The sequence below is a fragment of the Arcticibacterium sp. GJ41-1 genome, assembly GCF_055808875.1.
On sequence record NZ_CM147888.1, the window covers coordinates 4644639 to 4665864 of the forward strand.

The following is a 21226-nucleotide window of genomic DNA, read 5'->3' on the forward strand; positions in this document are numbered from 1 at the left end:
GCTAGTTAGCTAAATGATTGATATTGTGAAAACTAAAGAGGCAAAATTATTAAACGGTGACAACATTACAAAATTAAATGAAACATCATATTACTATTGTGCTAATTTCATTTCGTTAATTTGTTCTTTTGACTCTGATTTTAGTTAAACGTAACATGCATCGAATAAAAATATTTACATTTTCACCTTTCAGCGAAAACACATACGTCATCTCGGACGAAAAAGATGAAGCCGTAATTATAGACCCTGGCTGCCTATCGCAAGCTGAAAAGGAAGAACTTCATGTTTATATAAGTAAAGAAGGTCTAAAACCAGTAGCCTTATTACAAACCCATACCCACCTTGACCATGTTTTTGGGAGTGCTTTTGTCAAAAGAAAGTATGGTGTAAAAATGTATATGCATAAGGCTGACTTACCAGTTTTAGCAGATGTAGAACTTCGATGTAAAACATGGGGAATACCAGGTTATGAACCCGTAGAGCCAGATTCCTTTTTAGATGAAGGCGATACTTTTACTTTTGGTAATACTAAATTAGATGTAGTTTTTGTTCCGGGCCATGCCCCTGGGCACATAGCTTTCATTAATCATGAAGAAAAATATATAATTGGTGGCGACTGTTTATTTAAAAGAAGTGTAGGTAGAACAGATTTCCCACTGTGTAGTGCAGCGGAGCTGATGAAAAGCATTCAAACCAAATTCTTTACATTGCCAGATGAGTACGTAGTATATGCCGGACACATGGAGCCAACCACTATTGGCGAAGAAAAGAAAAGTAACCCCTTTTTTAACTAATGAAAATATTTACTATTCCCAACTTCATTACCCTAGGAAACCTTCTTTGTGGTATTTATGGAATCATATTTCTGCATAACGGCCAAATTAAGGAGGCTGCTATTTTAATTCTGATAGCACTAGTTTTAGACTTCTTAGATGGTTTTGTGGCCCGAATCACTAATTCTCACTCTGAAATTGGCAAACAACTAGATTCACTTGCCGATATGGTGAGCTTTGGTGTATTACCAAGTTTAATCCTATTCTATTTATTTAAAGACTCAGAATATCTTAAATACTTAAGCTTTCTACCTGCTCTTTTCTCCGCTTTAAGGCTAGCAAAGTTTAACATTGACACAAGGCAGGCTAATGGCTTTAGAGGCTTACCTACCCCAGCTAATGCCATGGTAGTGGCTTCATTCCCATATATACTAGACTGTGACTTTTCATATTTAGGGTCAGATAGCCTAAATATTATTTTGAGTGTATATTCGGTCCTGATAAGTTTAATTCTTATTTCAGACATACCTATGTTAGCTTTGAAGTTTAAGAATTTTCAATGGGCTCCAAATAAAACCCGATATCTCTTTCTTATAAGCTCGCTACTCCTTTTGGTCTTTTTTCAGTTTAAAGCTATTCCCGCAATCTTAACTCTTTACATCGCCTTGTCCTTACTGTTTAGGACTAACCAAGACGCTTCCTAACTTTAACTTAAAAGAGTTTTTGAAATGTTTCATTTCAATTTTGTCTAACTCCGAAGCAGAAAGAGTCTCTCTTGGATAATGCTTTGGCAACTGTGTTTTGTATACTGTTCTAGCTTTTTTAAGCCAAGGGTAATGATTAACAGGTATTGGATTAAAAGCACTATCTAGTTTTAAAAACATTAAATGAAGGTGCGTATCTGACCTGTTAGTTTTAGCACTAAAGCCCGTTCTACCTACCTCTCCTATCTTATCACCTTGCTCTACCAACTGCCCCTCAACTACGAAAACCTCTCGCTGATGGGCGTAATACCATAGCCCTCCTGACTTAAAATCATAAAGCCACACATAATTGCCCCCTTTAAATCCATTCCCTTCCGTCCAATTCTTTTCCGTAGCTATAACCACCCCATCATTCACCGCTAAAACATCTACATAAGCATTTTCTGTATCGTCTTTATCGTCTTTATCTAGATCATAAATAAAGATGTCGTGTGCTGGGTGGCTTTTGGCAATAGAATGATCAAAAAGGTCAAAATGTCTTCCATAAAAACCTCTACCACGGCCGCCTACAGATTTGTAATTCTTCCTTTTTAAAGGGAAAACCAGATCCATACTTAGCGAATCGTAAGGTTGACTAGGATACTTGGCCTTCAAATCAGCCATTATTCTTTTAAACTCCGTTTCCGCCTCCGTAGGCGTTATTTCTTGCTCTCTAATTTTAGTTAGAAGCTCTTTGAAACTTGGCGGACGCTCTAAAGTTTCTCCTTTGCTATCAGACTGGCATCCACCAGAAAGTAGCGTTAATATAACACAAAAAATGTATGACAAATTGGACAGCATTGAGTGGTTCTCAGTTTGCTCAAATATAATAAATACTTGTTTGAGAAGATAAATAACAAAAAAAGAGTCACCCTAGAGCGACTCTTAATTACAAAGTAAGTTTATTCCTTACTTAGTTTGACTTTTACGAGCCATTTGTTTTTCATGAAATTCTATAAACCTATCAAACTCCTCTATAGGAATTCGCTTACCAATTATCCTCTTCTCTGAGTCTAGAATAAAAGATGTAGGCGTGGCATAAACGTCATAATTCTCTCTAAAGTAGTAGTGATGCCCTTTATCCCAAAGGTTTAACATGTCGCCTGTTTTATATTTATCAATAAACTCTTTCAACTTTTCAGTTTCGTAGTCCACAGATACATTATAAATCACAATGCCTTTTTCTTTTGCTTTTGCATTATACTCCACTAACTCTGGAGCCGCATCTTTACAGTGACCACAGTCTGGGCTATAAAAATAAACAATGGTATATTTTCCCTTGCTATCTTGAACCGTTCGGGCATTACCTTCTAAGTCATAAACCAGCAACCTAGGGAAGACTTCGCCCGTTCTTAATGGTTTTAAAATTTTGACACGATCCTGAAACTTCTTCCTTTGCTCATCATCTAACCAGTCGGCATCTTTAAGGTAATATTCTTCTGCTAAGTGTACAAAAACACCATCAAGCCCTACTATCTCACTATTTTCATATTTATTAGTTACCCACCAAAGTACATAACGATACATCTCTGGGTCTTGCTTAGACAGTGTGATTACATGATCGGCATTGGTGATAATACTATCCTGAACTTGATAGACTAAGTCCTTAAAATACTTTTCAAGTTTTGACAAGAAAAAAGGCGTTCTCAAGTTCCTTGGGTCACTAAAGTCGATGTTATCCCAATAATGAGCCTTATAATACCTGAAAGCAAATGTACTGTCTTTGGTACCATCTGCATTTAATGGTATTTCCTTCGGCACTTCTATTTCCTTATTTGCCGCAATGACCTTCGCAGCAAAAGTGCCTTCATTATCCGTTGTAGTTTTGTCAATATAGCTTGCTACTTCTTCCTGCAGCTCCATCATTTTATCTCTTCTGAGTGTGCTTGCATTAGGGTCATCAGCTTTAATACTAGCGTTAATTGCCGATGCCTTATCGTTCATTGTTAGTAAAAACTTCCTGTAGCCAAAAAGTATTTCGTTTTCAGGAGAATCTGTAAAAGTTACAGATTTCACAAAGTTAGCGGTATCAGCAGCCATAGAGAATTGAGGTTCTCCTCCACTTACTATAAAATCATAATATTTGGACGGATTCAATACAACAAGGTAAATACCACCTTTAAGAGGCTCGTCTCCTTTAAAATGATATACACCATCTTGTTGCATGGTAGAGTCCACTTTTATATATTGGTTGTACCCAAAAAAGTGAGCTAGATAAACCATCTTATCTTTAGGTCCACCGTCTAACTTTATTTTGATGTCATATCCCTCCTGTGCAGATAAACTAAAGACCAGAGAGAATATTAGAAGAGCACTTAATGTAAATCTTTTCATTGGTTTGATTTTAAAACTATTATAGTTGGCTTGTACTGTTGCTTTTAAAAGGTCATTAAATTAAAACAGTAAGCAGCCCTACAAATTTAATTATTAACGAAAACTTTTTCTCAATATTAACATTTCTTTATGTTCTACATTGTTTCTAAGCTATTTACCTTTTTATTGATGCCGCTTGGCATTATCATGGTTCTAACCTTTAGTATGATTGTTTGTAAAAATCGTACCAAAGCTAAAAAACTAGGTTTTCTTACCTTATTGTTAACATATCTTTTCAGTGTTCCAATCTTGGAAAATGCATTAGTCAAATATTGGGAAACTCCTCAAAAGAATATAAATAGCCTAGCCACTTATGAAGTTGGCATATTACTTACTGGAGGTTTAATTAACTCAAGTACCAAATACCCCGACAACCTCAATCTTGATACTTCCAGCGATAGACTTTGGCAAACACTTCACTTATTTAAAGAAGGTAAAATAAAACATATCATAATATCAGGAGGAAACATTTCTCTTATAAATAAGTCAGAAAGAACTGAGATAGAATATGCCTACCAGTTTTTGATAAAAAATGGAGTATCTAAAGAGCTTATTCTTTTAGACAAAAAAGCTAGAAACACTAATGAGAACGCCATAAATTCAAGCATCATTTTAAATGAAAATTTTAAAGACGCCTCTTGCATTCTCATTACCTCAGCTTTTCATATGAAAAGGGCAATGGCTTGTTTCAAAAAAAGAGGAGCCAACGTCTCCTCCTTCCCTTCAAATGTTATAAGTTCTTATCGTAATACTTTTATCCTAGACTTTCTGCCTTCTACCGATTCTCTACTTGTCACAAGCAAAATATTTAAAGAAATAATAGGCTTAACTATCTATAAGATAATGGGCTATGCCTAATTAAATACTAAGAATATGCACCATTCTTAATAAATCTTCGTGAATAGGCTTCGGTCTCTGAATAGTGTCAATAAACGGGGTGTAGACAAGGTTATTATTAACAATACCCGCCATTACATTCTTCTCTCCATTTATTAAACCTTCAATAGCCCCAAGACCCAATCTACTAGCCAAGATTCTATCATAAGCAGTAGGTCCACCTCCACGCTGAATGTGCCCTAGTGTAGTTACACGTATATCAAGCTTATCTCCTACTTGTTTTTTGATTTTTTCGGCAATCTCAGGAGCATGTCCTTCCTCGTCACCTTCGGCCACCACAACTATTGAAGAAGACTTAGATCTTTTCCAACCGTCTTTAAGTGTAGAAATAACCTTCTTTAATGGTGTATGCGTTTCCGGCACCATCACTATTTCGGCTCCTCCGCCAATACCAGACTGAATAGCTATATAACCAGAGTCTCTACCCATCACTTCAATAAAGAAAACTCTATCATGCGAATCTGCAGTATCTCTAATTTTATCAATAGCCTCTAAAGACGTATTTACAGCAGTATCAAAACCTATGGTGTAATCTGTTCCATATAAATCATTATCAATAGTACCTGGGCACCCTACTGTAGGAATTTGATACTCATTAAAAAAAACCTCTGCTCCTGTAAAGGTACCATTACCACCAATTGCAATAAGACCATCAATGCCATGAGACATTAAGGTATCATAAGCTTTTTTTCTTCCTTCAGGAGTCATAAACTCCATGCTTCTGGCCGATTTCAAAACCGTGCCTCCACGCTGTACTATATTACTTACAGAGCGTGAATCCATTTTTTTAATATCACCCGAGATCATTCCTGAATACCCTCGTACTATACCATACATATCTAAACCATGGTAAATACCACCTCTCACTACTGCTCTTATACAAGCGTTCATCCCTGGGGCGTCACCACCCGATGTAAAAATTGCTACTTTCTTCATTTAACGTAATATGGTTTCAACAAACGTCGCAAAAATAACGAGAATTGGGGATTATCACCATCAAGACTCAAATCATTATGTCCGAATACCATTTTTTTAATCCAAAAACAATTATATGACCATACTTCTTTCCTTTTTCTATCCCTTGGCACGCTTTTTGGGATTTGCATTCCCGTACGCTAAAAATGTCAAATAAAAGATTTACGTCAAAAGGGAAAAAAGGGAAAATGAATAGAATATTACAAAAAAGTGCTATCCTAACACTGCTAATATCTAGTCTTACGCTTGTAAATAAGCAAGTTAAGGCTCAGAGCGGTGGAGGTGTAGGGATTGGAACCACCGATCCAGACAACTCTGCAATACTAGATCTAAGTTCAAACAACAAAGGTTTACTATTGCCAAGAATGTCTTTAAAAGAAAGAGCCGCCATAGTAGAACCCGCAAAGGGTTTAATTGTTTACCAAACTAATTTTATGTCTGGACTATATGTCTACGATGGCAAAAATTGGTCAAACGTAAACCAAAGTGAAGCAAGATTAACTGCAGAAGACACTTCTATATGGAGTACACTTGGAAATGCAGGCTTAAGTGCTGACAACAATTTTATAGGAACAACAGACGAGACCGCACTTGTTTTCAAAGTTAATAATTACAAATCTGGTTTAATTGACCCTGAAAGAGGTAATCTATTTTTAGGATATCGATCAGGTCAAAACTCTGCAGCTTATAATTCTGTGGTTCTTGGCTCACTAGCCATGCAAAAAGCAAACTCTAGTGGTAACAATATAGCTTTAGGCTTCCAATCAATGTTTAACAACGAAAGTGGTGGGCATAACATTGGAATAGGGACAGGTACTTTAGTATCAAATATTACAGGAAATAATAATGTAGCTATAGGCTCTCTTTCTGGTTATAAAGCTACTGGAAGCAGTAATGTGTTTCTTGGTTTTCAATCTGGCTACTCAGAGCAAGGCAGTAATAAATTAGTTATTTCTAACGACGCCAATAGAACACCATTAATCTACGGTGACTTCCTTTCCGGGAAAATCGGATTTAATACTCAAGAATTAACATCTACAGTAAATATTAATAGCAACGAAGCAAACTCTAGTGGTTTACGTTTTCTTAAACTAAATAGTCAGTCGCCTGCGGCTAACCCTTCAGGAAAAGTGCTAACGGTAAATGCAAGTGGAGAAGTAATTCTAACTTCTGATTTGGTAGGTGAGTCAGCCAGTACTTTCTGGAATTTAAATGGAAATAATATTGAAAACAGTAATTCAGGAATTGTTGGAATTAAAAATAACTTAAATGTTGGAGGTAGTTTAGCTGCCAACAAATTAACATTAGGCTCAGGAGGGTTAAAACTTCCTTTTGAAAATCAATCTAACAAAATTTTAGGCCTTGATAATGACGGTAACGTTATCACAGTAAACATGCCAACTTCAAGTACAGGTGGTGGAACTGGCACAGGTTCTGATTATTGGTATATAGATGGAGCTGGAGATTTAATCTCCACTATAGGCCATTCTAACAGAGTTCAAATGTTTGGAATGAGTGTTGCTTGGGGTGGGATTAAGTTCACTGAATTAAACTCGACCTATGCAACCCCATTTCCTTCAAACGGTTTAGCTCTCTCATTAGATGAATTTGGCAACGTAATTTTAACTAAAAACTCTGATGGAGGCACTGGTTCAAGCTCCGGCAGCGGAGATAGCAAATGGAGTCAGTCTGGAAACATCATTTTTACTCCGCAAGACAATAAAGTAGCAATAGGGTCTGGCTTAGAGAGCCTTCCTGACGGATACCTACTTTATGTTAAGAAAGGTATTTTGGCCGAAAGAGTAAGAGTAGCAGTAGCCACCTCTTCAAAATGGGCAGATTATGTTTTCAAAGATGATTATAAATTGATGCCCTTAAACGAGGTTGAAAAATTTATTAACGAAAACGAGCATCTTCCAAATGTACCATCAGCAGAAGAGGTAGCTGATGCAGGTATAGATATGGCAGAAATGGCCGCCAAACAAATGGAGAAAATTGAAGAACTTACACTATATTTAATAGACGCTAATAAGCGAATTGAGAAATTAGAAAAGAAGATAGCTACACTAGAGTAATTCTACTGACTGAATCTATAATACAGCCATCCTGAGAAATCGGGGTGGCTTTTTTTAAGTTTAAGCCAGACATCAGGCATCCGACACCTAATCATGTGCCAAAACTCAAACCTCCACTATACCATTCTTAATAGCGAAAAGCACCATCCCCACCCTACTTTTTACATCTAGCTTATAAAATAAGTTTTCGCGATAGCCATCAACCGTTCTTGGCGAAATACACATTCTATCTGCTATTTCTTTGTAAGTAAGTTCTGAACAAGCCATTTGAAGAAACTCAAACTCCCGAGCTTGATAGTTAATTTGTGATACTTTTACCGCCTTCTTATTTCCATTCAAAGAAGACAAAAGCGTATTTGCCACTAAATCACTATGATAATATCCTTTGGAATTCAGTTCATCCAGAGCTAACCTTAAATCTTGGGTATCAGAATCTTTAAGTAAATACCCCTTTGCCCCACAGCGAAGCATTTTTATGATAGATTCCTCTTCATCCTCTACAGAGAGAGCCATAATTTTAATGGAAGGAAACTCTTTAGAAACTGTCTCAGCCGTTTGAAAACCATCCATTACTGGCATGTTGATATCAATAAGGGCTATATCAGGAAGATTATCTGCATCTAAACTGGAAATAAATTCTTTTCCATTAGAAGCTTGATGGGTAACCTCATAATCGTCAAAACGAGAGATAAGCTCTCCTAAAGCGTTACGTATAAGGCTGTGATCGTCTATCAGGGCGACTTTCGTCATGGCTAGTGGTTGTTTTAGGGATAGTAAGCTTTACTTTGGTTCCTTTTCCAATGGCACTTTCTATCTCAAAATCTCCACTTATAAGCTCCGCACGGTGAGCCAGATTACTTAGTCCAGCCCCCGAATTAAAACTTTTTTGGTTAGATTTTGCCTGCACATCAAATCCACTGCCATCGTCAAGCACCTCTAAAGTATAGACTTCTGCCATCTCCTGCAAGCTAACATTTATGTTTTTAGCCCCAGAATGCTTGAAAATATTCTGAATTACCTCCTGAAATATTCTAAAAACTATCACCTCTATTTTAGGATTAACATCCCAATGCTCTATATCATTTGTGAAATTAACCTCATAAACTTCCGTCCTTTTTACTCGATCTAATTCAAAAGCGATAGCCTTTATCAACCCCGCCTTTAAGACATTATCAGAATTTAGAGTCTTAGACAAAGCCCTCAAATCTTTCAAAGCTTTTCCCAAAAACTCCTTGCTATCTGCCACTCTTTTTATTCCAGGGTTCTCTTCATCAATAGTATTCAGCTGAATCTTCACCAAACTCAAAAGCTGCCCAATATTATCATGCAACTCCCGAGCAATATGCTTCATTGTGTTCTCCTGTACCTCGTTTTTGGCCGTTAGTATTTCTTCTTCGAATTGGGACTGGAGGGTGGCCTTTTCTAGTTTGTGGGTTTGTTGGCGTTTGGAATGTATGAAGAAAAAGCTGACAATAAATATCATCAGCACCAACATAATCAAGGTACCCCCTATGATGACAATGACGACTTCGTTGACTTCCATGCTAAGTAAAGGCCGTATGTAATTAGACCATAGTGAATAATGTTTAAAAAATGGTTAATTGAGAATATATCTCTAGCAAGTCCCGGATTCCTCTCATAAATGTAATTAACCAAACCCATGACCATAAAAGAACCAGAATAGAAGATCGCCATGCCCATAAAGATGTAAAATTCGGGATGAGACTTTAGTTCCACTTCAGGTTTATAAAGAACTAATTGAAGAAGATAAATTATCGAAATCACAAATATACACATGGCATATATTTGAAAAGTCCCAACATCTATTACTCTAAAAAGGCTTAAACAAAAAAGCACCGTAAAGGTTACCAAAAGTAAATGTTTTTGTATAGGCCAACAGTTCGTAAAAGAAACTCGAATAAAGAATAAATAAATTAGGAAAAATGATAATCCATTGCTCAAGACATAAACCCATTCGGCAACTTGATTAAATCTAAGTAAAAATACAACTCCAATTGTTTCAGTTACCGTAACCAAAGCAATTAGAAAAATTAACAACCAATATTTCCTGTCTAATCCTTTGCTGAAATATAATATTATCAAAAAGAAAACATATAGAAACAGCTGATATATATATCCCGTTATTGTCAAAATATACTTTTTTAAGGAACAGGACAGCAGGATTGTCCATTGTCATAGTAATGATCACCAACTCCAAATAATCCTGATGAAACTGGCTTAAATGGAGTACTTGTATTTCGGCAATTTGTAATTACCTGACTGTTTCCTATTAAATCTTTTCTCAAATTTCTATCATCACTGAATATAATTGAAGTGGCGTCTCCTTTATAACTAGCCACAACATGAATCCATATCATATTTTTAACTTTAGAGCTTGCGAGCCACTTTCTTAAATTTGAAGTTTTATGTACAATTCCACCTTTATCAATTCCTGGGTCGTATTCTGATTTATTTTGATGCTTAATTTGGTTATGAATAAAGGAATTCCTGTCCTCATAATTTTTATCACTATAATTCGTGGAGCTTCCTTTGGATAAGATTTTTGCTCTACCGACTGGAATAGGAGGTTGAAGCTTAATATCATTTATTCCAACTAATTCCAATGCCATATTCTTATACTTTCCACCTTTTTCACCCATCAAAAATCTTGTCCAGACATAATCAGATTTCCATGATTTATCGATCAAATCAATCAAATCTTGTTTTTTAATCTTAAAGGGAGGTGATCCCTGACTCCCTGGATTTCTATCATAATGATCAAACTCGACTCTATTTTTCACATTGTTATTCTGGTGAGCTTTCTTCATTCGAATAGTATCATTATCAGCCATAATCACTGCCTCACAATAATCAATTGCCCTTGAAATATGCATTGATTTTTCCGCATAGTAGGCAAAGTAGAGCTCTGCATCCATCTCTGAAACTTTTTCTTCTCTTATAGAAGTTTTTAAAGAATCAGGCCAAAAACTGAATCCTTTATTTGGTAGAAGTCCTTGATATTCCGAAAAATATCCCAAAATCTTTTGAAATGAGACTTCATCGACTTCATTTAATCTGAAATGAAATGGCATAGCTTTATTTTTAGTGAGCTCAAAACTCCGAAATATTCTAGCCTAATAATACGGGAAAAATACCCTTTTCATGAAAATTCCATATGATATACCTTGCACTAAAATCAAACTTTATATACAAAATGATAAACCTAAGTAAATTTTTAGTCTGTCTAATCCTTTCGATTTTCTCGTTTTCCAGTTATGCGATTGATGAAAAAGACGAGGCAATAGATTTTAACTTGGTAGCCGATGGATATGAGAAACATTTAGTTGAAGGGCTATATAATTTCAATATCAATACTGGCCTTGGTGATAACTATTCCATCGAAACAGAATTCACTTCATTAGAGGTGAAACCGATTCAATTGCCCGGACAAAATGCAATAGGTTCCGCAGCGAGTCGAACTCCAATAAAAATTGCTACAATTACAATGACACAAGGGAGCAAGGTTAAATTTAAGATCACGGATAATTCTACAAACGTTATTAAAACTATTATATACAAAGTTTTAAGGCATGGAGAATGGAAAACATCATTTGGCTTCACTTTCGTTAGTTTAGGTGAACGGGATCACAGTAACTTTTTCCTTAAAGCAACAGGAGTTGGAAATGAATTTCAAATAATGGAATCGAAAAATGAAACCCTTAAATATATGCCAACTTTCATGTTTCACTATTTACCTAATTCCTCATTGATCGAAAACATAACACCCTCTTTAACAGCGGGTTTAGGAATCAATAGCCTTCAAAGTTTGCCAGATATTTTTTTAGGATTCGGTTTAGTAATGAGGCACAATGTAAGTATCGATCTTGGTGTTGCAATTACCTCTTTGAATCGGCTAAAATCCGAGTACATGGATCAGGAAAACCGGATTATTAATATAACCGAAGGAGTTCCTGAAATACTTAGAAAAAGTTATGACATACGTCCTTTTTTTTCACTTTCATTTCGATTTAATCAAAACCCGTTTACGTCGTCAATGTAAATAATCCTCTGAATCAACCTAAATGACTCAAATTACATTTAATCATGAAAAAAACAAAACTTGTAAATAACCTTATGCTATTTCTAGCAATTATAGGACTCTGCCTTTATACCTTTACTATTATAAGTGCCGCTATTAACTCTTCTGAAGACACTCCCCCCTCTTTTCTTCGACTTTTAGTAACATCATTGGGAGCAATACTAGCAACCAACATTGGAGCAGTTATGGGAATAGCTGTTCAAAATCCAGATGGACCAAATGTATTTAGAGATAGAAATACTTACAACTTAAAAAAGTTATTCACTGAACCAGACTCCTACAAAATAAGAGTTTTTGCATCATATTTTTACGTGATTGCATTATTGATTGGTTTGGTATCATGGGGTATTAAGGGGTTCGCAGAAAATTCTGTCAGTCCGATAATTGAAGAACTAAGTAGAACGCTTCTTGGTGTAATTCTTGGTGTAATGAGTTTTTATTTAACGCCCAATGGTGATTAAAACGGCATACTCAATACAATAGAAGATTGCATCTTTTTTTGATAAAAGTCCCCAGAGTATTAAAAACTCCACAATGGATATTCCAATAAAAATGTCCCTGTAAACTTTCAATTCTTAATGCCAGTTTATAACACTGGGAAAAACACCCTTATAAATACCGTTAAATGCACGTTTCAATGAAAGTTTATTTAGTATAAAATTGTGTTTTCAAACTTAAATTATTAATACAATGAAAGTCAATTTTTTACTTTATTTAACCTTTATTTCATCCTCTTTTTGTTATGGCCAATCTTGCCAACAAGCTTCAATTGATTATTGCAATTCAAAAAAAGAAAGAATCGGAGCAATTTGTCACCAACATAAACAAGGAGGTACACTTGTCTATTTTGATCTACCAGATGGTACATGTGTATGGTGTCCTTGCAGCTGCGTTGCTTCAAATACTCCAGTGGCTATTGGAGAAAATGAATGGATCTCTATGGGAGACATTAAAATAGGTGATAGTGTTTTAGTTTTGGATAACAAAAAATGGGTAAAAGAAAAAGTTATTTACTCAGATGGCACAAAAGGTAGCAAAGGCTATATCCCATATGCCATATATTTATCACTGGAAAACGGAAATCAATTAGTTGCTACATCAGACCATTTGTTCCTTACTAGTAAAAATGAGTTAAAAAGAGCAGACAGGTTAAATCCTTTTGATAAGCTCATGTCTAGCTCCTTTAAAGAAGTGGAGATTTTAAAATTATTTGCAGGTTCATATAAAGGGTTCGTTCATAACATTTCGACGAGTTCAACAATTATCAATGGCAAGGCTGTTAACCAACATCTAATTAACACTAATGGAGTTATATCAGCTGACTTCTTTTTACAATCTTCTCTAAAGGAAACTACCCAAGGAGACAGTCTACTTACAGACCTTCAGATAGGTTCATTCAATTACAAAAAGAAATACATTGGAGAACAAATATTCGGGGCAGAAAAGTTAAAAACTCATTCATCCGAAGTTAATATTTTGTTTAATGACAATGATGAATTTATCCCATTTGAAAGCTTCGAAATACCGGATAATGCAATTAACTTTCTACCAAAAGAATATGAGCAGGCAAATGAAAACATGTTATTCGCATTAGATAATTCCGTCCCCTATGAAGTAGCTAATTATTTATTACATAATTACAAACGTTTCTTTCCCGAAATAGTATATCATATTGATTGGGCCAGTGATGTCGTTAACGCTTCGGCCTGGATTGATAGAAATAATATAAAACATGTGGCAATAATGGGTGGACTAATAAGACACCGTTCCATTGGGATGGAAGGTTTGGGTCTAGTGCTAGCTCATGAACTTGGTCACCACTATGGCGGAAAACCTAGATATAGTACAGGAAAAGCCTGGGCTTCCTGTGAAGGACAAGCAGATTATTGGGCCTCAATTGTCTGCCAGCGGATAGTTTGGTGGGGACCAGAAGCGATTCGTCAATTAAAAATAGGATCTCAGCAACTTTATCAACTTTTCGCTTATGGATTAAAGGCTGGAAATTTAATACTAAGCCCCAACGTAACAAGTCTTAATGAGCTTTGTACTCATCCCCATGCCTCATGTAGATTAGAGACTTATAGAGCTGGTATTACTTTAGATGATAAACCAACGTGTTCGGGAGCTCCTTCTGAATTTTAAACTCAATAAAATATTAGTTCCAAACCAATAATTTCAAAATGGAACAAACTATCTATCTTAGATCAAGATGTTTAATAAGTTAGTTAATAGCACTACATATAGACCAATATTATGAGTCAAAAAAGTTATCTCATAATATTGGTTCTGTCATTACTCCTCACCTCCTGCACCCTAGAAGACCAAAAGGTCAGAAATATGGTGCCGGAACTGGTGGAGCTTAAGGAGATTGTTTGTTTAGTGGATAGTACGGATGCTCTTGGAATAGAAGATGTCGTTAAAAATTCTCAGCTTTTTAAGCCTTATGCAGGGCCAGAGATAAACTATGGGCATCTTAGAAAAGCACTTTGGGTAAAACTTACTTTTGAAAATAAAACTGATATAGCACAGAAGTTTTACATCAGCTCCGACCAAGTGATTCTGGAAGATGTACGCTTTTTTAGTAAAACAGCAGAAGGCTGGAATGTTGAAAAATCTAGTTGGGGACTGGCAGCCAGTAAAAAGAAAACAGACTCTTACTTACATGCTTTCCCTTTAGAATTTCATCCGAAGGAGACTAAGACATACTTTGTTAGAATTAGGAACCAATATCAGGTTGTTAGGTACCCTATTCACATTTTCAGCGAGGTACAGTTTTATCAGCACTCCAACTTCTATGTATTTCTTGATGGTCTGGTCATTATGGCTCTCATCACGTCTATTTTGTATGTATTTTATAACCTAATTTTTTCTAGAAAGGACAGGATATTGATTTACTACATGCTCTATGCAGTAAATTTTTTGGCGTTTTACGCCATTCGAATTGCCTCCCCTACCCATATAGAAGAAGCACATCCGCCACTGCTTAATTACTTCGTGACTATTTTTATTTTTATAAGCACTTACGCTTTTGTCAAGTTTGGTATTCGCTTCATTGACCCTGAAAAAGAAGACAAAAACCCTGTAATTGAAAACATCATTGACACCTTCTTTGTACTTGCCATATTAGCTTCTCTATTTCCAAAATATTCAGATTCTCACGCCCTAAATACTATTAAGCTTATCTTTTTCACAGGTTCCATAGCCTATCTCATTTGGTATATGTGTATCCGATTCAGAAAAAGTCTGCTTTCTCGAATATACTTTTTCATGGGTATGCCTTTGATAGTTTCAGGTTTAGTAGAAGGTTTGACAAATATCTTTGGTATCCTCAAAGTGCCTAACCAGTTTTTTGAGGCTTTCAGAATGTCCATTGTTATTGAGATGCTTTATATTCTCTTTGCCTACATCTACCGTGAAAAAATATTAACAGCACAAATTCAAAACAAACTCAGAGAAACCGAACTAGAGTTACTCCGTTCAAAAATTGACTCCCAAGAGGCAGAGCAGAAAAGAATCTCAGGTGATTTACATGACGACTTAGGCGGCACATTATCAACACTTAAAAGATTGATATTTGATAACCTGATTGGCAACGTCAAAGAAATAGAGGCAAACAAGATAAAAAAATTAACCCAGAAGGCGGCGGATGACCTTCGCAGAATAGCTCACGCCCTTATGCCGCCAGAGTTTGAAATATCTGGATTAACAGAATCGGTCAAAGAATTGCTCAAAAACAATAATTCTGAGAAAAAGAAAATACAGTTTCTTCAACATGGTAAAGCCAAGAAACTTCATAGTTCAATAGAACTCAATATTTTTCGGATAGTCTCTGAAATTATTCAAAATATCAATAAGCATAGCAAAGCAACCAAAGTCTTAGTTCAATTTATTTGGTCAGAAAACGAACTTACCATGATGGTGGAAGACAATGGTAGTGACTTTAAAGATGCTCATTCTGGCCTTGGAATGAAAAACATGAAGATGAGAGCTGAATATATAGGAGGCTTTATTAACTTTGATTCCAACGGCTTAGAGTCCACTATTATCCTTGAAGTACCCATAAATGAGTCCTAAAATTCTTATTGCTGACGACCACCAACTTTTTGGAAACGGCTTAAAAGAGTTGCTCCAAAAAGACAACCTTTACGAGGTTTATGGTCCCATTAAGCATGAGGATGAAATTAAGCATGCCATTTCAGAGTTAAGGCCAGATGTACTTTTACTAGACATTAATCTTAACGGCATAAATGGTATTCAGCTAGGAAAAACCTTAAAAAGTGACTTTCCCGATTTAAAAATCATCATCATTACGATGTATGAAAATTTGACTTTCCTTGCCCAGAGTAAAGACGCCGCATTGAATGGTTATCTTCTAAAAGATTGTGAAACATCAGAACTTCTAAATGGTATTAAATCCGTCCTGAACGGTGGCACTTGTTTTGTAGAAATGGAAAACGACTTTTTTGAAAGTGAAACTTTCAAAGACAGCTTTCTAGAAAAATACAATATCACCGAAAGAGAGATGGAAATCATGAACCATCTTAAAAATGGAAGAACAAATGAAGAAATTGCAAAAAGGCTTTTCCTTAGTTTCCATACCGTAAAAACCCACAGAAAAAATATCTATAATAAACTGGGAGTAAGCAACGTAGCCGAATTAATTGATTTTGCTTCGCAAAATCCGTGAAAAACACCCTAGTTTTTCACCCTCCATTTTAGGGTCTTCTTCGTCTGTTCTGAAACGCTATAAAGTCTGAATTTTGAAACACAAATTCTAACACTAAATAGTAAAATCATGACAGAGCACTTACTAAAAAAACAAACTAGCCCTTTCATGGCCAAGCTCTCAAAAAAAGTAGAGCTAGCCAATCTTCTTTTCGCCGAAAAGCTAAAAACCAATTTCCCAAACGGTTTACAAAAGGAACAATACATCCGGTATTTACAGATGCAATACCACCTCACCAAAGGTGTTCAAGAAACCTTCTTAGCATTAGCCGCACATCCAGACTCTAGGCCTTACAAAAAACTAAGACCATTTTTGATAAACTTCGCTTACGAAGAAGAAATGCACTTCAAATTGGCCGAGAAAGACCTAAAAAGCCTTGGAGCACAAACGGGTGAAATACCTTTTCTGGTTGAGGTTTGGTGGGCATACCAAAGACAGGCAATTATCAGTAAACCTTTAGAAAGACTTGGTGCCACAGCAGTGCTTGAAAATGTTGGAAACTTCGCTGCTCCTATTATCAAAGAGTTGATGGGTTCTGCCTCGTTCATTTCTAAAAAGAACACCACATTTACCCAAGTTCATATGCATGAAGCACTTCCGCATGGCGAGCAAATCTTAGACGCTTTGGAGAATGAAAACTTCAGCACATTGCACCAAAAACAGCTTTTAGATGGTGCAGAAAGAGCCACTTGGTTATACGCCTCTTGCATTTACGATTGGATTATTTCTGGTTCTTTAATTAACTTAAACTAGCCATATCATGCAGATAAACGCTGTCACTACCCCAGAAGAACTAGACGCCATAAAATCTTTAAGGTATCTGGTTAACCAGCAAGAACTTCATAAAAACTTCCTCTTGAAAAACGAAGATTTAACAGATGCACAATCTGTCATTCTTTACGCCAAACGTCATGAAACCATCGTTGGAAGTTTACGATGTACGTTCAAATTTGACAATCCCGAAATAAGAGAATATTGGGGTACCAAAAAGCCAAGTTTCAAATCAAGAGTTGCCCTGGTAGACCGTTTAGTCATTCATCCCACATATAGGAAAACAAGAGTTGCCTATGACCTGACCACCCGCATTTATAAGCAAGCTCTTTTAGAAGGTTGTCATATTGCCTTGATTGAAACTGAGGAGCATTTGATAAGGATGTATGAAAAAATTGGCTTTCAGGTTTACCGCGAAATAAGGCATGACTACGGTTTACGTTTTCAAATGTTTATTAATCCCTGGGATGCCGCATACCTTAATAGCATAAAAAGTCCCTTTTTTCAGGAATACACTGATTATATAAAAATGGTTAATGGCTTTGCTATCAATAATTCCGTAAACGTATTAGCATAAAATACCCCGAACGGGGTATTGCCTACAATATCTAAGGCAGCTTACTTTTGACGCTTAAGAAAATGACCAACCACATATATAAAAATAACGCCAACATTCTCTTTTTAGAAGGAGACATTAATTATACCAACATCCATTTTAAAAGTGGTTCCATGGTAACCTCATGCTACACGCTGAGTCGTCACGAAGAAAAATTAATCTCTTTTATAAGAGCAAGCAGAAAGCATTTGGTAAACCCATTTCATATTAAAAACTATACAAAAGCCGGCAACTACGCAGAATTACTTCTTAATAATGGTCAAAACATCCCCGTTTCTAGGCGAAAAATAAAAGATGTAGAATCTGCACTTGCTCAATTGAAGAATAAATAAACCCCTTTTTTAAATACTAACTCCACACAGAAAACTAAATCTGCCTGTACAAATGAAATGCTCCACTTTTTTAGAGTGGGGCATTTTCATTATGTAAAACATAGAAAATCCTTAGAAGAGTATTACTTTTTTAAGACAATGCAGAATATTTATTGGCGAGTTTGAAACCCAAACTACCAATTGCTTAGATTACCGTTTTGTTAATTCATTCTCAAAACTCGTATCTTTGAAAAATCATATAATCATCAAATTAAAATGACTCATAAACCAATAATGTTTCCCAAGGGTAAAACATTCTTAACAGCAATTTTAAGTATTGCTTTAATTCTCTTAATTCAGCCGCTGGCATCCGCCCAATCAAAAAGCACAAGAGTTTTTGAACAATTAGGCGAAGACCTACCAACCCCGAATGAGTACAGAACTGGTTCAGGAGCTCCTGGTCATGCCTATTATCAACAAAAAGCCGACTATAAAATCAAAGTAGAACTTGACGACGAAAACCAAAGAATTATTGGTTCTGAGGAAGTCATCTATTATAATTTCTCTCCAGACCCATTAAAATACATTTGGGTGCAGCTTGACATGAATATGTTTAAAGACAATTCTATCAACGCACTTTCTAAAACAGGTGGCATCAATGATAAAATGACTTCAGGTCAAATTAATGGCTTGCAGTCTGCCAGTTCAGTTTTTGGTGATGTAGATAAAAGCAGAGAGCGTGGTTATGATATCACATTGGTAAAAGACCTAAACGGTAAAGATCTAAAACACACCATCAATGGCACCATGATGCGTATTGATTTACCTACACCACTTAATAAAGACGAAACTTTCTCTTTTAAAATTGACTGGTCTTATAACATGGCTGCCTACTATGGTCGTTCGGGTTTTGAGTTTTTCGAAGAAGATGGAAACTACAACTATTTTGTAGCTCATTGGTTTCCAAGAATGGCGGTTTATGATGACGTAAACGGATGGCAACACAAACAATTTGTGGGTAGTGGAGAATTTGCCTTAGTTTTTGGTGATTATGAGGTTGACATTACTGTACCAGACGACCACGTTTTGGTAGCAACAGGTGAGTGCCAAAACTATAACCAAGTACTAAGCCGTACCCAAAGAAAGAGAATGGAAGAGGCTGCCAAAGCCACTAAGCCAGTGCTTATTGTAACGCAAGACGAAGCTATCGAAGCTTCAAAAACAAAATCTACAAAAAAGAAGACTTGGAAATTTAAGGCCGAAAACGTTCGTGACTTTGCTTTTGCTTCCTCCAGGAGATTTATTTGGGATGCTATGCAAACCGATGTTTATAACAATGGCCGTAAAATCTGGAGTATGTCTGTATATCCTAAAGAGGGAAACCCACTTTGGGGTCAATACAGTACCAAAGTGGTAGAGCATACCATGAAAGTATACGGTGAGCGTACTTTTGAGTATCCTTATCCAGTAGCTATTTCATGTCATTCTACCGCTGGCGGTGGTATGGAATATCCTATGATTTCATTTAATGGTGGCCGTCCAGAAAGTGATGGAACCTACTCTCAGTTTACAAAAAGAGGTATGATTGGTGTTATTATTCACGAAGTGGGTCATAACTTTTTCCCGATGATAGTCAACTCTGACGAGCGTCAGTGGACATGGATGGACGAGGGCCTTAACTCCTTTATGCAATATTTAGCAGAACAAGAGTGGGACAGAGATTTCCTTTCAAGAAGAGGTGAGCCACAAGACATCGTTTCATACATGCGTTCTGACCCTTCGCAAATGCAGCCTATCATGACCAATTCTGAGCAAATAATTCAGTTTGGAAATAACGCCTACGGCAAACCTGCAATAGCTCTTAATATTTTGAGAGAAACCGTTATGGGCAGAGAGCTATTTGATTATGCTTTTAAAGAATATGCTCAAAGATGGGCTTTCAAACATCCTAAGCCTGCAGATTTCTTCCGAACTATGGAAGATGCTTCTGGTGTAGATTTAGATTGGTTTTGGAGAGGTTGGTTTTACACCACAGACCCAGTAGACCAAGAACTAACTAATGTAGAATGGTATGCTGTAGATTCTGAAAACCCAGAAATAACTAAAGCAGAAGAGCGTAAAGCTTATGAAGCTAGCAGAAATACAATGGCTGTAAACCGAAATAAGACTGACGTAAAAGCAACTGTAGAAGAAACAGATAAAGCTTACCAAGATTTCTATAGCACTTATGACCCATATGCTGTCACACCTCAAGACCAAGCAAAATATGAGAAATTCAAAGCTAACTTAAGTGATGAACACAAAGCACTAATTGATGCTGGCACCAATTTTTATGCTTTAAGCATCAAAAACAAAGGTGGTTTGGTTATGCCGGTTATTGTCAAAATGGATTTTGAAGACGGAACTAGCGAAGTGGCTCGCTTCCCAGCAGAAATCTGGAGAAAGAACTCGGAAGAAATTGTCAAAACTATTCCTACGGATAAAAAAGTGGTCAAATTCACATTAGACCCTTTCCTTGAAATAGCAGATATTGACACAGGAAACAACACCTTCCCGAAAGCTCCTGAAGCCCCATCTAGGTTTCAAATTTATAAAAGAACGCGTCGTTCTTCTTTAAATCCTATGCAGGAGGCAGCTCAGAATTAATTTCCTGAAATAAGAATTACAAACGGAACACCCATTGACAAAAGTTGATGGGTGTTTTTTTATGTTCAAGCTTTCATTTACCTCTTAACAAAAAATATTACCATTGGTGCAACTTCGTTTTCTTTAATCAGACTTTTAAACATAGCTTTACGAAGTTCAGTATTCCCGAACTTGAACAGTACAATGACAAATATTAATTATTTCCTCGTCCGGGAAGAGGT

Annotated in this window: 19 protein-coding genes; 13 read left to right on the forward strand and 6 right to left on the reverse strand. The window is 36.2% G+C overall.

The features are described 5' to 3' along the window. The first annotated feature begins 155 nt into the window (after positions 1-155). Both AC0L6O_RS19165 and pssA read left to right on the forward strand, forming a co-directional pair. Entirely contained in the window at positions 156-794 is a 639-nt protein-coding gene (locus tag AC0L6O_RS19165) for an MBL fold metallo-hydrolase (RefSeq protein WP_473304638.1), read from the forward strand. Next, a complete protein-coding gene (gene pssA / locus AC0L6O_RS19170) occupies positions 794-1477 on the forward strand; it encodes a CDP-diacylglycerol--serine O-phosphatidyltransferase (RefSeq protein ID WP_473304640.1) in 684 nt (227 codons plus the stop codon). The genes AC0L6O_RS19165 and pssA overlap by 1 nt, the downstream gene beginning before the upstream one ends. On the opposite strand, the gene AC0L6O_RS19175 is transcribed toward pssA, so the two are convergent. Together AC0L6O_RS19175 and AC0L6O_RS19180 are read right to left on the reverse strand one after the other, a co-directional pair. Continuing rightward, the gene (locus tag AC0L6O_RS19175) at positions 1445-2305 is read right to left on the reverse strand and encodes a M23 family metallopeptidase (protein WP_473304641.1); all 861 of its coding nucleotides are present in this window, start codon (positions 2303-2305) and stop codon (positions 1445-1447) included. The genes pssA and AC0L6O_RS19175 overlap by 33 nt on opposite strands. 120 nt (positions 2306-2425) lie before the next feature. Beyond that, the gene (locus AC0L6O_RS19180; protein ID WP_473304643.1) at positions 2426-3850 is read right to left on the reverse strand and encodes a redoxin domain-containing protein; all 1425 of its coding nucleotides are present in this window, start codon (positions 3848-3850) and stop codon (positions 2426-2428) included. Positions 3851-3979: 129 nt separating this feature from the next. On the opposite strand from AC0L6O_RS19180, the gene AC0L6O_RS19185 reads away from it, so the two are divergent. Then, the gene (locus tag AC0L6O_RS19185) at positions 3980-4747 is read left to right on the forward strand and encodes a YdcF family protein (RefSeq protein WP_473304645.1); all 768 of its coding nucleotides are present in this window, start codon (positions 3980-3982) and stop codon (positions 4745-4747) included. Here the strand turns inward: AC0L6O_RS19185 and pfkA are convergent, their stop codons facing one another. Beyond that, positions 4748-5722 carry a 6-phosphofructokinase gene (gene pfkA / locus AC0L6O_RS19190; RefSeq protein ID WP_473304647.1) on the reverse strand — a complete coding sequence of 325 codons (975 nt, stop codon included), beginning with the start codon at positions 5720-5722 and terminating at the stop codon, positions 4748-4750. Between the two features lie 185 nt (positions 5723-5907). On the opposite strand from pfkA, the gene AC0L6O_RS19195 reads away from it, so the two are divergent. Further along, positions 5908-7836, forward strand: a complete 1929-nt coding sequence (locus tag AC0L6O_RS19195) for an autotransporter outer membrane beta-barrel domain-containing protein (protein WP_473304648.1) — start codon at positions 5908-5910, stop codon at positions 7834-7836. A 105-nt stretch (positions 7837-7941) separates the two neighbouring features. Here the strand turns inward: AC0L6O_RS19195 and AC0L6O_RS19200 are convergent, their stop codons facing one another. From AC0L6O_RS19200 to AC0L6O_RS19210, 3 genes are all read right to left on the reverse strand, one after another. Then, complete coding sequence (locus tag AC0L6O_RS19200) at positions 7942-8586, reverse strand: response regulator (RefSeq protein WP_473304650.1); 645 nt, start codon at positions 8584-8586, stop codon at positions 7942-7944. Continuing rightward, on the reverse strand, positions 8543-9187 hold the full coding sequence (locus AC0L6O_RS19205) for a sensor histidine kinase (RefSeq protein WP_473304651.1): 645 nt from the start codon (positions 9185-9187) through the stop codon (positions 8543-8545). Before AC0L6O_RS19205 ends, AC0L6O_RS19200 begins: the two co-directional genes overlap by 44 nt. 811 nt (positions 9188-9998) lie before the next feature. After that, complete coding sequence (locus AC0L6O_RS19210) at positions 9999-10928, reverse strand: hypothetical protein (protein ID WP_473304652.1); 930 nt, start codon at positions 10926-10928, stop codon at positions 9999-10001. A 122-nt stretch (positions 10929-11050) separates the two neighbouring features. Between AC0L6O_RS19210 and AC0L6O_RS19215 the strand changes: the two genes are divergently transcribed. The 9 genes from AC0L6O_RS19215 to AC0L6O_RS19255 all read left to right on the forward strand — a co-directional run bounded on the left by AC0L6O_RS19215 (position 11051) and on the right by AC0L6O_RS19255 (position 21005). Then, entirely contained in the window at positions 11051-11896 is an 846-nt protein-coding gene (locus AC0L6O_RS19215; RefSeq protein WP_473304654.1) for a hypothetical protein, read from the forward strand. Between the two features lie 44 nt (positions 11897-11940). Further along, entirely contained in the window at positions 11941-12396 is a 456-nt protein-coding gene (locus AC0L6O_RS19220) for a hypothetical protein (protein ID WP_473304655.1), read from the forward strand. Positions 12397-12625: 229 nt separating this feature from the next. Further along, positions 12626-14077: a hypothetical protein gene (locus AC0L6O_RS19225; RefSeq protein WP_473304656.1), complete on the forward strand. Its 1452-nt coding sequence runs from the start codon at positions 12626-12628 to the stop codon at positions 14075-14077. A gap of 111 nt (positions 14078-14188) precedes the next feature. Continuing rightward, positions 14189-16009, forward strand: coding sequence for a sensor histidine kinase (locus AC0L6O_RS19230; protein ID WP_473304658.1), 1821 nt, complete (start codon positions 14189-14191; stop codon positions 16007-16009). Continuing rightward, positions 15999-16622, forward strand: a complete 624-nt coding sequence (locus AC0L6O_RS19235) for a response regulator (RefSeq protein WP_473304660.1) — start codon at positions 15999-16001, stop codon at positions 16620-16622. Before AC0L6O_RS19230 ends, AC0L6O_RS19235 begins: the two co-directional genes overlap by 11 nt. A 108-nt stretch (positions 16623-16730) precedes the next feature. Beyond that, entirely contained in the window at positions 16731-17414 is a 684-nt protein-coding gene (locus tag AC0L6O_RS19240) for a hypothetical protein (RefSeq protein WP_473304661.1), read from the forward strand. A gap of 7 nt (positions 17415-17421) precedes the next feature. Next, on the forward strand, positions 17422-18009 hold the full coding sequence (locus tag AC0L6O_RS19245) for a GNAT family N-acetyltransferase (RefSeq protein ID WP_473304663.1): 588 nt from the start codon (positions 17422-17424) through the stop codon (positions 18007-18009). A gap of 62 nt (positions 18010-18071) precedes the next feature. Continuing rightward, positions 18072-18380 (forward strand): LytR/AlgR family response regulator transcription factor, encoded by a 309-nt coding sequence (locus AC0L6O_RS19250; RefSeq protein WP_473304665.1) that lies wholly within the window; start codon positions 18072-18074, stop codon positions 18378-18380. A gap of 255 nt (positions 18381-18635) precedes the next feature. Further along, positions 18636-21005 (forward strand): M1 family metallopeptidase, encoded by a 2370-nt coding sequence (locus tag AC0L6O_RS19255; protein WP_473304667.1) that lies wholly within the window; start codon positions 18636-18638, stop codon positions 21003-21005. The last annotated feature ends 221 nt before the right edge of the window (positions 21006-21226 follow it).